The 13,756-nt window shown below is 74.4% G+C and carries 13 protein-coding genes; 8 read left to right on the top strand and 5 right to left on the bottom strand.

Going from position 1 to position 13,756, the window contains the following annotated elements; genetic code table 11:
• Positions 1–39: 39 nt before the first annotated feature.
• Positions 40–333 (bottom strand): DUF503 domain-containing protein, encoded by a 294-nt coding sequence (locus ACIGAN_RS29555; protein ID WP_399862150.1) that lies wholly within the window; start codon positions 331–333, stop codon positions 40–42.
• Positions 334–1,039: 706 nt separating this feature from the next.
• Here ACIGAN_RS29555 and ACIGAN_RS29550 point away from each other — a divergent pair.
• The 7 genes from ACIGAN_RS29550 (at position 1,040) to ACIGAN_RS29520 (ending at position 7,585) form a co-directional block, all read left to right on the top strand.
• Entirely contained in the window at positions 1,040–2,938 is a 1,899-nt protein-coding gene (locus tag ACIGAN_RS29550; RefSeq protein ID WP_399862148.1) for a CASTOR/POLLUX-related putative ion channel, read from the top strand.
• 115 nt (positions 2,939–3,053) lie between these two features.
• Complete coding sequence (locus ACIGAN_RS29545) at positions 3,054–3,224, top strand: hydrophobic protein (RefSeq protein ID WP_365094741.1); 171 nt, start codon at positions 3,054–3,056, stop codon at positions 3,222–3,224.
• 80 nt (positions 3,225–3,304) lie between these two features.
• A complete protein-coding gene (locus ACIGAN_RS29540; protein WP_399862146.1) occupies positions 3,305–3,796 on the top strand; it encodes a hemerythrin domain-containing protein in 492 nt (163 codons plus the stop codon).
• A 347-nt stretch (positions 3,797–4,143) separates the two neighbouring features.
• A complete protein-coding gene (locus tag ACIGAN_RS29535) occupies positions 4,144–5,268 on the top strand; it encodes a Gfo/Idh/MocA family protein (RefSeq protein ID WP_399862144.1) in 1,125 nt (374 codons plus the stop codon).
• The gene (locus tag ACIGAN_RS29530) at positions 5,265–6,185 is read left to right on the top strand and encodes a DUF6807 domain-containing protein (protein ID WP_365740248.1); all 921 of its coding nucleotides are present in this window, start codon (positions 5,265–5,267) and stop codon (positions 6,183–6,185) included. Before ACIGAN_RS29535 ends, ACIGAN_RS29530 begins: the two co-directional genes overlap by 4 nt.
• Entirely contained in the window at positions 6,179–6,943 is a 765-nt protein-coding gene (locus tag ACIGAN_RS29525; protein WP_399862142.1) for a cupin, read from the top strand. Before ACIGAN_RS29530 ends, ACIGAN_RS29525 begins: the two co-directional genes overlap by 7 nt.
• A 189-nt stretch (positions 6,944–7,132) precedes the next feature.
• A complete protein-coding gene (locus ACIGAN_RS29520; protein ID WP_365740250.1) occupies positions 7,133–7,585 on the top strand; it encodes a phospholipase in 453 nt (150 codons plus the stop codon).
• 86 nt (positions 7,586–7,671) lie between these two features.
• Here ACIGAN_RS29520 and ACIGAN_RS29515 read toward each other — a convergent pair whose 3' ends face one another.
• The 4 genes from ACIGAN_RS29515 to ACIGAN_RS29500 all read right to left on the bottom strand — a co-directional run bounded on the left by ACIGAN_RS29515 (position 7,672) and on the right by ACIGAN_RS29500 (position 12,270).
• Positions 7,672–8,370 (bottom strand): phosphatase PAP2 family protein, encoded by a 699-nt coding sequence (locus ACIGAN_RS29515; protein ID WP_365740251.1) that lies wholly within the window; start codon positions 8,368–8,370, stop codon positions 7,672–7,674.
• Between the two features lie 147 nt (positions 8,371–8,517).
• Positions 8,518–9,591, bottom strand: coding sequence for a FecCD family ABC transporter permease (locus ACIGAN_RS29510; protein ID WP_365740252.1), 1,074 nt, complete (start codon positions 9,589–9,591; stop codon positions 8,518–8,520).
• On the bottom strand, positions 9,588–10,649 hold the full coding sequence (locus ACIGAN_RS29505; protein WP_399862139.1) for a FecCD family ABC transporter permease: 1,062 nt from the start codon (positions 10,647–10,649) through the stop codon (positions 9,588–9,590). The genes ACIGAN_RS29510 and ACIGAN_RS29505 overlap by 4 nt, the downstream gene beginning before the upstream one ends.
• On the bottom strand, positions 10,639–12,270 hold the full coding sequence (locus ACIGAN_RS29500; RefSeq protein ID WP_399862137.1) for a (2,3-dihydroxybenzoyl)adenylate synthase: 1,632 nt from the start codon (positions 12,268–12,270) through the stop codon (positions 10,639–10,641). The genes ACIGAN_RS29505 and ACIGAN_RS29500 overlap by 11 nt, the downstream gene beginning before the upstream one ends.
• 134 nt (positions 12,271–12,404) lie before the next feature.
• Between ACIGAN_RS29500 and ACIGAN_RS29495 the strand changes: the two genes are divergently transcribed.
• Complete coding sequence (locus ACIGAN_RS29495; protein WP_399862135.1) at positions 12,405–13,751, top strand: salicylate synthase; 1,347 nt, start codon at positions 12,405–12,407, stop codon at positions 13,749–13,751.
• The last annotated feature ends 5 nt before the right edge of the window (positions 13,752–13,756 follow it).

Below are 13,756 nucleotides of genomic sequence, written 5' to 3'. Positions count from 1 at the left end.
CGTCTCCCGTTCTTTCCTGTCCGGTTCGTTCTCGGTTCGTCAGTCGTCTTCGCCGTGGAAGCGCCGTCCGACGGACAGCAGCTCCACTTCGGGGCGGGCGGCGACCAGCCGTTCGCACCGGTCGAGCACCTCGCTCAGGTGCCCCGCGTCGCCGGACACCAACGCCAGGCCGATGACCGCCCTGCGGTGGAGGTCCATGTGGTCCACCTCGGCCGCGCTCACCGCGTACTTGCGCTGGAGCTCGGCGACGATGGGGCGGACGACGGAGCGCTTCTCCTTCAGCGACCGTACGTCGCCGAGAAGCAGGTCGAAGGACAGAGTCCCCACGTACATGTGTGTCCGGATGACCCGCCGGTACGGGATCGATGGCCCTGCGCTGTCGGAACGGCAGGAACACCAGGAACGTTACCGCGAACGGGCCGGGGGCTCGATCGGGTTTTCCGGTGCGCACCGGCGCACCAACGGCCGGGGGGGGGGGGGGGGGGGGGGGGGGGGGGGGGGGGGGGGGGGGGGGGGGGGGGGGGGGGGGCGGGGGGCGGGGGGGGGGGGGGGGGGGGGGGGGGGGGGGGGGGGGGGGGGGGGGGGGGGGGGGGGGGGGGCGGGGGGGGGGGCGGGGGGGGGGGGGGGGGGGGGGGGGGGGGGGGCCCCGGGGGGGGGGCCGGGCGCCGGGGGGGCGGGGCCGGCCCCCGCCGCGAAACTCCGCCGGGAGAACCCGCCGTCGGGGTGCGCCACCGCGTGATCATCAGTCATGGCGCTCTTTGTAGCGGCGGCCGGGCCGGGGCGCGGCGCTTCGCCCCGGCAATGCCCCCAAGGAGCGAATCCGGGGCAAAACCCGCACGTCACGGCGGTCGTTGCGCTCCCGGCGCGCTCGGTGAACCCGAAGGAATGAATGCCCGGCGAAACCGCGCTCACCGCCCGGCGCGTGCCCTCAGACTGCGACAGGCGTACTCACACCCGCGCCCTCCGTCCGTCCGCGCGCCGCACGCGCGCGGCGGCGCCCACCGGCGCACGGGAGGCCCGGGGCGACGGAAGGGGAAGGGTGGCGCAGCGGCGCACTTCGCTCGGTGACCGGGCCCGTTACTGGTTCGACAGCACGCTGGCCCGCGGTGCCTCCGCCCTCGTGGGGTGGATGGCCCTGCTGTGTCTGGCCGTCGTCGTCCCGGCCAGCGCGGTGGTGGTCTGGACCGACCCGGACGCGCCGCGCTCCCTGCCGGGCCGGCTGGCACAGGTGTGGCACCTGACGGGGGAGACCCTGCGCCTGGGCGGTGCGACCGGCACCCCGCTGCGCGTGACGATGTCGGTGCTGCTCGCCCTGGTCGCGCTGCTGTACGTGTCGACGCTCGTCGGCCTGATCACCACCGCTCTCACCGAACGGCTCACCGCGCTGCGGCGGGGCCGTTCGACCGTGCTGGAGCAGGGGCACGTCGTGGTCCTGGGATGGTCGGAGCAGGTGTTCACGGTGGTCGGCGAACTGGTCGCGGCCAACGCCAACCAGCGGCGCGCGGCGGTGGCGGTGCTGGCCGACCGCGACAAGACGGCGATGGAGGAGGCCCTCGCCACGAAGGTCGGGCCCGTCGGCCGGACCCGGCTGATCTGCCGCAGCGGGCCCACCACCGACCCGGCCGTGCTCACCCTGACCAGCCCGGAGACGGCCGGTGGCGTGCTGGTGCTGCCCCGGGACGAGCCCGACGCCGACGCGGAGGTCGTCAAGACGCTGCTGGCGCTGCGGGCGGCCCTGGCCGGGGCGCAGCAGCGGCCGCCGGTCGTCGCCGCCGTCCGGGACGACCGTTACCGGCTGGCCGCCTGCCTCGCCGCGGGGTCGGGCGGAGTCGTCCTGGAGAGCGACACGGTCACGGCCCGGCTCATCGTCCAGGCCGCCCGCCGCCCCGGCCTGGCCCTGGTCCACCAGGAGCTCCTCGACTTCGCCGGCGACGAGTTCTACCTGGTCCGCGAGGCGTCCCTGACCGGCCGTACCTTCGGCGACGCGCTGCTGTCCTATCCGACGTCCTGTGTGGTGGGGCTGGTGCGCGGCGACACCCCGCTGCTCGCCCCGCCGCCTCGGACGGCCATCGGCGCGGACGATCTGCTCCTCGTCGTCTCCCGGGACGACGACACGGCCTGGCCGGGCGACTGCGGTCAGTGGGTCGACAAGGCGGTGATGGCGTCCGGCCCGCCGACGCCGGCACGGCCCGAGCGGGTGCTGATGCTCGGCTGGAACCGCAGGGCGCCGCTCATGGTCGAGCAGCTGCGCCGCCGCGCCCTGCCCGGGTCGGCCGTCGACGTGGTGGCCGACTGCGCCGAGGAGACGGTCCGGCAGGTGCGTGAGTCGGGCACCCGCGACGGCACCGGCCCGGCCCTGACCCTGCACCAGGGGGACGTCACCCGCCCCGAGACCCTGCAGCGCCTGGACGTGCACTCCTACGACAGCGTCATCGTCCTGGGCCGGGACCCCACTCCCGGCGAGGGCGCGGACCACCCCGACAACCGCACGCTCGTCACGCTCCTGCTGCTGCGCCGGCTGGAGGAGGCCTCCGGACGGGAACTGCCGGTCGTCACCGAGCTGGTCGACGACCGCAACCGGGCCCTGGCTCCCATCAGCCCGGGCGCCGACGTGATCATCAGCGGCAAGCTCATCGGCCTGCTGATGGCGCAGATCTCCGAGAACCGGCACCTGGCGGCGGTCTTCGAGGAACTGTTCTCCGCCGACGGCACCGGCGTCCGGCTGCGGCCCGCGGCCGACTACGTGCTGTCCGGGTGCGAGACGGCGTTCGCCACCGTCGTGGCGGCGGCACGGCAGCGGGGCGAGTGCGCCATCGGCTACCGCAGCCACGCCGAGGCGTCGGCGGGCCCCGGCCACGGCGTGCGCATCAACCCGCCCAAGGCGGAACGGCGCCGGTGGGCGGCGGGGGACGAGGTGGTGGTCGTCGGCCGGGACTGATGTTCCGTCGCCGCCGAATCCGCCCTTCTGCCCGTCATCCGCCTGGAAAAACAAAGAAATCCGGCGGTGTGTTCTGCAATGACCCGGGCATCAGCAGTTCTGGAGGTGGATAGTAATGGTTCCTTTGCTTCTGGTTCTGCTGCTCGCCCTGATTCTTTTCGGTGCCGGTTTCGCTCTGAAGGCGCTGTGGTGGATCGCGGTGATCGTGCTGGTGGTCTGGCTGCTCGGCTTCGTGCTGCGCAGTGCGGACGCAGGTGGCCGGAAGGGCCGCTGGTATCGCTGGTGACCCGTCCGGCCCCGTTCCCCGCGCAGGGGAGCGGGTAATGGGAAAAGGCCTGATTCTCCGCACGAAAGGGGTGCCTGTTCATGGCCGACACTCAGGATGTCGTCGAGCTCATTCTCCATGACCATCGGCGCATGGAAGACCTCTTCCGTCAGATGCGCAGCGTCGAAGCCGACCGTGAGGGCGCGCTGCGCGAATTCTCGGACCTGCTGATCGCGCACGCCCTGGCCGAGGAGTCCAAGGTCTACCCGGCGCTCAAGCGGTACAAGAACATCGACGACGAAGAGGTCGAGCACGGCGAGGACGAACACGACGAGGGCAACAAGGCCCTGCTGGAACTCCTCGAAGTGGAGGAGGTCGGCTCCGACGAGTGGGACGAGAAGCTCGAGGAGCTGGTGGAGGCCGTCACCCACCACGCCGACGAGGAGGAACGCACCATCCTCAACGGCGCCCGCGAGAACGTGGCGATGGAGCGGCGCGAGGAGCTCGGCCGGGCGTTCTGGCAGGAGCGTGAGCGGCAGCTGAAGGCCGGCTGCGGTTCCGTCGACAACGTACGCAAGATCGTCGAGTCCTGAGGGACCCGGCAGCACCTGTGAGGAGCCCGGACCGGTGACGGTCCGGGCTCCTCACGTGCGTCCGCGGCCGGCGGGCGCGGGGCGGCGGAGCGCCGAGGACGGGCCGCGCCCGGGACCCTCCGCCCGGCGGCCGGGCCATGGAGGGGCCACCCCGTCGAGGCGGAGGGAACGCCGCTTGCGTGGCGTGTGCAGCACCCGGAAACTCCGCCCCAAGCTGGGAGAATGCGGCGCCGGCGGGGGCACGGGTCGCCGCAGGGGGGTTGTCCAGACATTCTCCCGCGCCTAGGGTCCCTTCGAGTGCAAGCGCTTTCCAAGCGTGTGTCCGCCGGCCGTCCGAGGAGCGCCGCATGTCCGTGTCCCCAGGGTCCCCGCCCCGCCGTCGCGCGGCCGTCGTCGGCACCGGAGCGATCGCCGGCGGCAGCCATCTGCCCGCGCTGCGGGCCCACGCCGACCGGGTGGAGCTGGTCGCCGCCGTCGACGTGGACCCGCAGCGGCTCGACGCGTTCCGCGCACAGGCCGGGGAGCGGGTCGCCGGGTACACCTCCGTCGAGGCGATGCTGGACGCCGAACGCCCCGACCTCGTCCTGATCGGCACCCCGCCGGCCCTGCACCGGGACCAGACGGTCGCCGCCCTGAAGGCCGGCGCCTGGGTGCTGTGCGAGAAGCCGCTGACCCTGTCGCTCGCGGAGTACGACGACATCGCCGCCGCCGAGGAGGCCTCGGGCGCCTACGCGGCGGTCGTCTTCCAGCACCGCTACGGCTCCGGCGCCCTGCACGCCCGGCAGCTGATCACCAGCGGCGCGCTGGGCGCCCCGCTCGTCGCGCACTGCCAGACGACCTGGCACCGCGACGCCGCCTACTACGCGGCGCCCTGGCGCGGGACGTGGGCCGGTGAGGGCGGCGGCCCGACCATGGGCCACGGCATCCACCAGTACGACCTGCTGCTGCACCTGCTCGGCGAGTGGGAGGAGATCCGGGCCATGGCCGCGCGCCTGGTCCACGACACCGAGAGCGAGGACGTCTCCACCGCCCTGGTGCGCTTCCGCGGCGGCGCCCTCGCCACCGTCGTCAACAGCGTGCTGTCCCCGGACGAGGTCAGCCGCATCCGCGTCGACTGCGCGGACGCCACGGTCGAACTCACCCACCTGTACGGCCACACCAACGACAGCTGGGTCTACACCCCCGCCCCGCACGTCCCCTCCGAACGCGCCACCGCCTGGCGCACCCCCGCGCACGACGTGCCCAGCTCCCACACGGCCCAGCTCGGCGCACTCCTCGACGCCTACGACACCGGCGTCCGGCCCCCGGGCAGCGGCCGGGACGCCCGCGCCACCCTGGAGTTCGCCGCCGCCCTGTACAAGGCGGCGTTCACCGGCCGTTCCGTGCACGCGGGGGAGATCGGCCCCGGCGACCCCTTCTACGCGGCCATGCACGGCGAGCACCCCGACTGGGCCCCCAAGGAGCGCGCATGACCATCCGGGTCACCCACACGCACGGCGAGGACATCACCGTCACGGCGGCGAACGGCACGGAGATCCTCCGCTACGTCTACCGCCCCGACCCCGACCCGTTCGAGGCCCGCAAGCCGTACGCCCACCCCGTGCGCACCCTCTCCGGACGCACGGTGACCGGCTACCGCCCGAGCGACCACCGCTGGCACAAGGGCCTGCAGATGACCGCGAGCCACCTGTCCGGCCAGAACTTCTGGGGCGGCAACTCGTATGTGCACGGCGAGGGTTATCTGCGGCTGCCCGAGCGGGTCGGCTCGATGCGGCACGACGGCTTCGCGCGGTTCACGGCCGAGGAGGACCGGCTCGCCCTCACCGAGCACCTCACCTGGATCGAGAACGGCGGCGAGGAGTGGGCGCGCGAGGTGCGCGGCCTGACCGTCCACGCGGTGGACGAGGAGGCCGGCGCCTGGGCCCTGGACTGGTCGATCCGCCTCACCAACACCCGCTCCACGCCCCTGGCCTTCGGCTCGCCGACCACCGCGGGGCGGGAGATGGCCGGCTACACCGGACTGCAGTGGCGCGGCCCGCGCGACTTCACGGGCGGTACCGTCTTCGCGCCGGACACCGACGCCGGCGAGCTGATGGGCAGTCAGGGTCCGTGGCTGGCCTTCACCACCGAGCACGACGACGTCGACGGCCACTCCACCCTGGTCTTCGCGCACGCGCCCGAGAACCTCGACGACGCGTCCGCCGTCCACCCGTCGCACTGGTTCGTCCGCTCCGAGCCGTTCCCGACGGTCGCCTTCTCCTGGGCGTTCTTCGAGGAGTTCGAGCTCCCGCCGGGCGAGTCATTCGCCTACCGCTACCGGCTGCTGATCGCCGACGGCGCCTGGGACCGCGACCGGGTCGGCGCCCACCTGGAGGGCCTGCCGTGGTGAGCGGGCCGCAGCCGCCGGGCCTGGCCCACCCGCTGCCGGGCGCGGTCGGCCTGTCCCACCTGAGCGCCTACGACTGGGAGGCCGCCGACGGGGTCTGCGGGGGCAGTCCGCACCTGCACCTGGTGTGCACGGAGGCGTACGTCGTCACCGGCGGCCGGGGCGCGGTCCAGACGCTGAGCCCCCACGGCTACCGGGAGATCCCCCTGCGGGCCGGCTCGATCGCCTGGTTCACGCCGGGCACCGTGCACCGCATGGTGCAGGGCGGCGATCTGCGTATCACCGTGCTGATGCAGAACAGCGGCCTGCCCGAGGCGGGGGACGCGGTCCTCACCTTCCCGCCCGAGGTGCTCGCCGACCCCGGCCGCTACGCGGACGCCGCCGCCCTGCCGCCCGGCACGGGCCCGGAGACGGAGGCGGCCGCGCGCCGCCGCCGGGACCTGGCCGTCGAGGGCTACCTCGGCCTGCGCGAGGCCCTGGTCGCCGGGGACGCCGGCCCCTACCGGGAGTTCCAGCGGGCCGCCGCCCGGCTCGTGCGGCACAAGGTGCCCACCTGGCGCGCCCTGTGGCGGGCGGGCGCCCTCGCCACGGCCGAACGCACCGGCGCCCAGCTCGACGCGCTGGCCGACGGCGACCCCGCCTACCTCGACGAGGCCACCGCCCACGAGGCAGCGCCCAGCCGGCTCGGCGGCTTCGGCATGTGCGGCCGCCGTGACGAGTACGACCTTCCCGGGACGACGGCGCCGTACCGGGAGCGGTAGCCGCCCGGCGGGAGAAACCCGGCTGCGCAGCACCGGCGACGCCCGCCGGTTCGCTGCCGTTCTCCTCGAACAACCGAAAATTCAGGGGCTCTTGGGGCGCGACGGGTGTGAACACCCGGGAGAGGTGGTCATTCTCTTGTCATGAACCTGCGGCCCGATGGCCGGGCCGCGGCCTCATGGAGGTGTGGGATGCACCGAAAGATCGCCACGGGTCTTGCCGCCTCGACCCTGGCCCTCGTCACCGTCGCCGCCACCGCCACGACCGCAACTGCCGCTCCCGCCGACAAGCCCCAGGTGCTGGCCAGTTGGACGCAGACCAGCGCGTCCAGCCACAACGCCTGGGCCGCCGCCCGCGCGAACCAGGGCGCCTGGTCCGCGTACGGCTTCGACTGGTCGACCGACTACTGTTCCTCGTCGCCGGACAACCCGTTCGGCTTCCCGTTCTCCCTGTCCTGCGCCCGGCACGACTTCGGCTACCGCAACTACAAGGCCGCGGGCACCTTCGACGCCAACAAGTCCCGTATCGACAGCGCCTTCTACGAGGACCTGAAGCGGGTGTGCAACGCCTACAGCGGAGCCACCAAGACCTCCTGCAACGGCACGGCCTGGACGTACTACCAGGCCGTGCGCGCCTTCGGCTGACCGCCCGCACGAGCGGAGAGGCCGGGCACGCGGCGGTGGCCGCGTGCCCGGCCTCCTGGCGGATCCGGTGCCCGGTGCTCGGCGCCTCAGTCGCGCACCGGGCCGGCGAGGCGGACGCGCGGCCACGAACGGGCCGCCGCGAGCAGTGCCTGGGAGCGGGCCGACGGCGTGGCCGCCGCGGCCGCCAGAGCCGCGGCGGCGCTCGCGATGCCGAGGACCGCGCCCGCCGCCACGTCACCCGGATAGTGCACGCCCGTGTGGATGCGGGAGTAGCCGACGGCGCCCGCCAGCGCCCCGAGCGGAACCGCCGCCGGAGGCAGCACCACGCCGACCGCGGTGGCGAACGCGACCGCCGACGCGGTGTGCCCCGAGGGGAAGGAGGCCGACGTCGGCATCGGCACGTGCCGGTCCACCGTCACCCGGGCCGCCTCCCGGTCCGGGCGGGCCCGGCGCACCAGCCGCTTGCCGAGCAGGTTGGCCGAGGCCGACGCCACGGCGATCGCCCCGACTCCGGCCAGCGCCGCCTTGCGCGGCCGCTTCCCGGCGAGCGCCAGGGCGGCGGCGATGGCGAAGGAGATCTTCGAGTGGTCGGCCGCGTGCGACAGACGGCGCAACGTCCGGTCCAGGGTGGGGGTCGGGGTGGCGGCCACCGCCGCGTACAGGGCGCCGTCCACGGCCCTGAGATCGCCCATGACGGCGCCCAGGAGCCGGCCGGGGCCCGAGGGCGTGGCGTCCGCCGGGAGCGGACGGAGGGCGTTCGCGTCTGACGTCGTCGGATCACTCATGTGTGGTTCTCCCCGCAGTGGCCTTCCCAGCACGGTACCGGCTCACGCGGGGCGCACGCTCGGCACCCCCGTGCGCCGGTACCTGGCCGGGTGCCCGGGGCGCGGCGTGTCATCCGGGGGTCGCGGCCCCGTGCGGCCCGGCGTCCCTCAGATCCGTCCGGCACGTCGCTGACGGCGCAGCAGCAGGCCCAGGTACAGGCCGCCGACGACCGCGGTGACCACGCCGACGGGCAGCTGGGCCGACTCGTGCAGATGCTGCGAGCCGAAGTCCGCGCTGACCACGAGGAGCGCGCCGGTGCAGGTGGCGGCGAGGAGGTTCGGTCCGGGCTGCCGGGTCAGCCGCCGGGCCAGCTGGGGCGCGATGAGGGCGACGAAGGGGATCGGGCCGGCCGCGGCGGTGGCGACCGCGCAGGCGGCCGTGGCGAGGACGAGCATCACCAGCCGGGTGCGCTGCACCGGCACCCCGAGCCCGCCCGCGACGTCGTCGCCCATCTCCAGGATCCGCAGCCGGCCCGCGACGCACGCGATCAGCGGCAGCACCACGAGCAGTCCGAGCGCGGCGGGCCGCACGTCGGCCCAACCCCGGCCGTTGAGGCTGCCGTTGAGCCACACCATCGCCTGGGCGGCCTCGGTGAAGCGGGCCTTGGCCAGCAGGTAGGCGTTCACGCCCTGCAGCAGGGCGCTGACGCCGATGCCGACGAGGACGAGCCGGAAGCCGTGGATGCCCTGCCGCCAGGCCAGGACGTAGACCAGGACGGCGGTCGCGAGGCCGCCGCCCACCGCCCCGAGCGCGACCTGGCCGCCGGTGCCGCCGGCGACCAGCACGACCAGCAGGCCGCCGGTGGCCGAACCGTAGGTGAAGCCGACGATGTCGGGGCTGCCGAGCGGGTTGCGGGACAGGCTCTGGAACAGCGCGCCGCTGACCCCGAGGGCGGCCCCGGCCAGGATGCCCGTCAGCAGGCGCGGCAGCCGCAGTTCGTTGACGACGAAGTCGGTGCGGGGGCTGCCGTTGCCGAGCAGGGTGCGCACCACGTCGGCGGGCGGGATCGGGTACTCCCCGGTGCCCAGGGCGAGGACGCCGGCCCCGGCCGTGGCGGCCAGCACCAGCAGGCAGACCGTCAGGGCACGGACGTCCAGCCGCAGGGAGACGCGGTGGCGGCCGCTGCGGACGACGCGGGTCCGGGCCGGGAGACGGGCGGGGGCGGGAGCGCGGGTGCTCATGACGCCACCGCCCGGCGGTGCCGGACCAGCGCGATGAACACCGGCGCCCCGACGACCGCCGTGACCACGCCCGCGTCCAGCTCGTCCGGGCGTACGGCGACCCGGCCGAGGACGTCCGCGAACAGCAGCAGGGAGGGGGCCAGCAGCAGGGACAGCGGGACGGTCCAGCGCTGGTCGGCGCCGGCGATGATGCGCGCGATGTGCGGGACGGCGAGCCCGACGAACACCAGCGGGCCGACCGCCGAGGTCGCCGCCCCGCACAGCAGGGTCACGGCCAGCAGCCCGAGGAAGCGGGTGCGGTGCAGCTGGGCACCGAGCGAGCGCGCGGCGTCGTCGCCGAGGGCCATCGCGTTGAGCGGCCGGACCAGGCCGAGGGCGAGCACCAGGCCCACCACGACGAACGGAGTGATGGTCGTCAGCGTGTCGCCGCCGGCCCGGGCGAGCGAGCCCACGCTCCAGAACCGCAGCTCGTCCAGGGCCTGGGCGTCGAGCAGCATCAGCGTCTGGCCGACGCCGGTGAAGACCGCGGCGATCACCGCACCGCTCAGCGCGAGCCGTTCCGGCGTGGCTCCGCCGCGGCCGCCCGAGGCCAGCGCGTACACCAGCAGGCCCGCCACCACCGCGCCCGCCATGGCGAACCACACCGAGGCCCACAGGCTGGTCACGCCCAGCACCGTCAGCGACAGCACGACGCCGGTGGCGGCCCCGGCGTTGACACCGAGCAGACCGGGGTCGGCCAGCGGGTTGCGGGTGAGCGCCTGGATGAGGGCGCCCGCGACGCCGAGGGCGGCACCGGCGGTGATCCCGGCGAGCGTGCGCGGCACCCGCACGTCCCAGACGACGGAGGCGGCGGTCGAGCCGTCGTCGTGCCGCAGCGCGTCCACGACCACGGACACCGGCAGCGACCGCGACCCGATGGCGAGGCTGAGCAGGACCGCTGCCAGGAGCAGCAGCAGGGCGCCGAGGACGGCGAGGGCGCGGGTGGAGGTCCGGCGGCGGGCCGGCGGCGCCGGGGCGGGCGGCTCCGGGCGGGCCGGAGCGGTGGTCTCAGCCGGCACCGCTGCCCTCCGCGCGCAGCAGGGCGGCGATCCTGCGGCCCAGTTCCTTCTTGTCGATCTTGCCGACGGAGGTGCGGGGGAAGGCGTCGGCCACCTCCACCCGGTCGGGCAGCTTGTACGCCGCGACGCCCCGCTCGGTGAGGAACGCGGCCAGTTCCCGCTGGGTCGGGGCCGGTTCGCCGCGGAGCACGAGGTAGGCGCAGGTGCGTTCGCCCAGGGTCGCGTCGGGCATGCCGACGACGGCCGCGTCGTGCACCGCGGGGTGGGCGAGCAGGTGGTTCTCCAGCTCCTCGGCGGAGATCTTGTCGCCGCCCCGGTTGATCTGGTCCTTGGCCCGGCCCTCGACCACCAGGTGCCCCGAGGGCAGGACCCGGACCAGGTCGCCGGTGCGGTAGAAGCCGTCCTCGGTGAAGGAGCGGGCGTTGTGCGCGGGGGCCCGGTAGTAGCCGCGCAGGGTGTAGGGGCCGCGGGTGAGCAGCTCGCCGGTCGCGCCGGGCGGCACGTCGTGCCCGTCCTCGTCGACGACCCGGATCTCGTCGGCCGGGGACATCGGGCGGCCCTGGGTCTCGGCGACCAGCTCCGGCGGGTCGTCCAGGCGCGTGTAGTTGAGCAGGCCCTCGGCCATGCCGAAGACCTGCTGGAGGGTGCAGCCGAGGGCGGGCCCGACGCGGGAGGCCGGTTCGGCGCCCAGCTTGGAGCCGCCGACCTGGAGCAGCCGCAGCGACGACAGGTCCGCCTCCTCCCACTCCACGGCGTCCAGCCACAGCAGGGCGATCGGCGGCACGACGGCGGTGACGGTGACCCGCTCGCGCTCGATCAGCGCGAAGGCGTCCTCGGGGCTCGGGGTCGGGCAGAGCACGACGGTGCCGCCCACGAGCAGCGTGCCGAGCAGGCCGGGGCAGGCGAGCGCGAAGTTGTGCGCGGTGGGCAGCACCACGAGGTACACCGTGGAGCTGTCGAAGCCGCAGATCCCGGCGCTGGCGCGGACGTTGTAGGCGTAGTCGTCGTGGGTGCGGGGGATGAGCTTGGGTTTGCCGGTGGTGCCGCCGGACAGCAGCAGCACCGCCACGTCCGAGGGGTCGGGCACCGGCAGCGGGACGGGATCGGCGTCGACTTCGGCCAGGGCGGTGAACTCGGCGGCGTCGCCGGCCACCAGGACGTGCTCCACGGACGGCACGGCCTTGCGGACGGCCCGGGCGAGGGTCCGGTGGTCGAAGTGGTCGTGCGTGTCGGGGATCGCGTAGGCCCGCGCGCCGGCGGTCTCGGCCACGTGGACGATCTCGCTCTCCCGGTGCGCGGGAAGGGTGAGGACCGGCACGGCGCCGGCCCGCAGCAGGGCGAAGAACAGCACCACGAAGGCGTCGGTGTTGGGGAGTTGGACCACCACCCGGTCCCCGGCGGCGAGGCCGAGCCGGCGCAGTCCGGCCGCCTGCCGGTCCGCGCGGGCGTCGAGCTGGGCGTAGGTCCACCGGGCGCCCTCCCCGTCCACCAGCGCGATCCGCTCCGGGTCCCGTTCGGCCCGGTCCCGCAGCAGCCGGTCCAGTGGCCGGCCCTCCCAGAACCCCTCGGCCCGATACCGCTGCGCGACCTCTTCCGGCCAGGGCACCCAACCGTCGAGCATCCTCAACTCCCGCCTGCAGTTTAGGAAAGGCTTGCCTAATGGAAGATCGGGGTCAAGCCTGGACGAGACTTCGCTGCGGAGGCTAGGGTCTTGCCTTAGGTTAGGTTAACCTAAGCTAGCTCGGGAGGTCGTCGTTGCTGCGGTACCGGAGCGCGCGGACGGAACTGCCGTCGGACCCCGTCCTGCTGGCCGCCAGGCTGGCCGAGTCGGGACTGTTCGACCAGTACGTGGTCTATGAGAGGGACGGCGAGTGGTGGTTCGCCGGAGGCGCGCTCGGTGAGGTCGTGGCCGACCGCTCCACGGTCCGCCGCCGCTGGCTCACCGAGGAGCACGCGGACCCCGTCGGGCCGCACCCCCTGCGACAGGTCCAGGACAAGCTCGCGGAGACGGCCGTCGAGGGCTGGCACGCCTACGGCTGGATGGCGTACGAGTTCGCGCATCTGAACACCGGGCGCCCCGACCGCGCCGGAGACGGACGACTGCTCCATCTGGTGATCCCGCACAGTGAGGTGAGGCTCCGTCAGGGCGGCGCCGAGGTGCGCAGCGCCGACCCGGAGACCCTGGAGGCGTTACTCCGGCTGCTCGCCGAGCCCGTCACCCGGGCAGCCCCCGTCGAGGCCCGGCCGGTCGACGTCGCCGACGCCGACGGCACCTACCCAGAACTCGTGGCCCGCGCGATCGAGGAGATCCGCGCCGGCGCCCTGCAGAAGGTCATCCTCTCCCGCACCGTCCCGGTGCCGTTCCCGGTCGACTTCGTCGCCACCTACCTGCACGGCCGGTCCCACAACACCCCGGCCCGTTCCTATCTGATGCACCTCGGCGGACGCCGGGTCGTCGGCTTCAGCCCCGAGACCGTCGCCGAGGTCGGCGCGGACGGACAGGCCCTCACCCAGCCGCTCGCCGGCACCCGCGCCCGGGGCTTGGGCGAGCAGGAGGACGAACGGCTGCGCGCCGAACTCCTCGCCGATCCCAAGGAGATCTCCGAGCACGTGCTCTCCGTGAAGCTGGCGGAGGAGGAGATGGCCACCGTCTGCCGCCCGGGCACGGTGTCGGTGCGCGACCTGCTGAGCGTGCGCCGCCGCGGCTCCGTGCAGCACCTCGGCTCCAGCGTGCACGGACTGCTCGCCGAGAACACCACCGCCTGGGACGTGCTGCGCGCCGTCTTCCCGGCCGTGACCGCCTCCGGCATCCCCAAGGAACCGGCGTACGACTGCATCTCCCGGCTGGAGAAGGAACCGCGCGGCATCTACAGCGGCGCGGCCCTCATGGCGGGCAGCGACGGCTCGCTCGACGCCGCCCTCGTCCTGCGCAGCCTCTTCGAGGAGGACGGCCGCACCTGGCTGCGGGCCGGCGCCGGTATCCTCGCCGGGTCGACTCCCGCCCGGGAACTGGAGGAGACCTGCGAGAAGCTCCGCAGCGTCGCCCCCTACGTCGTCCCCGCGCAACCGGCGCCGCTCGCCGCGCCGTCGCTGAGGGGTTAGGTGCG

The organism is Streptomyces sp. NPDC085931, from assembly GCF_044540565.1.
In the GTDB taxonomy this organism is placed as follows: domain Bacteria; phylum Actinomycetota; class Actinomycetes; order Streptomycetales; family Streptomycetaceae; genus Streptomyces.
Note: the sequence above shows the minus strand (reverse complement) of the source record. Positions and strands in the feature narration are given on the sequence as shown.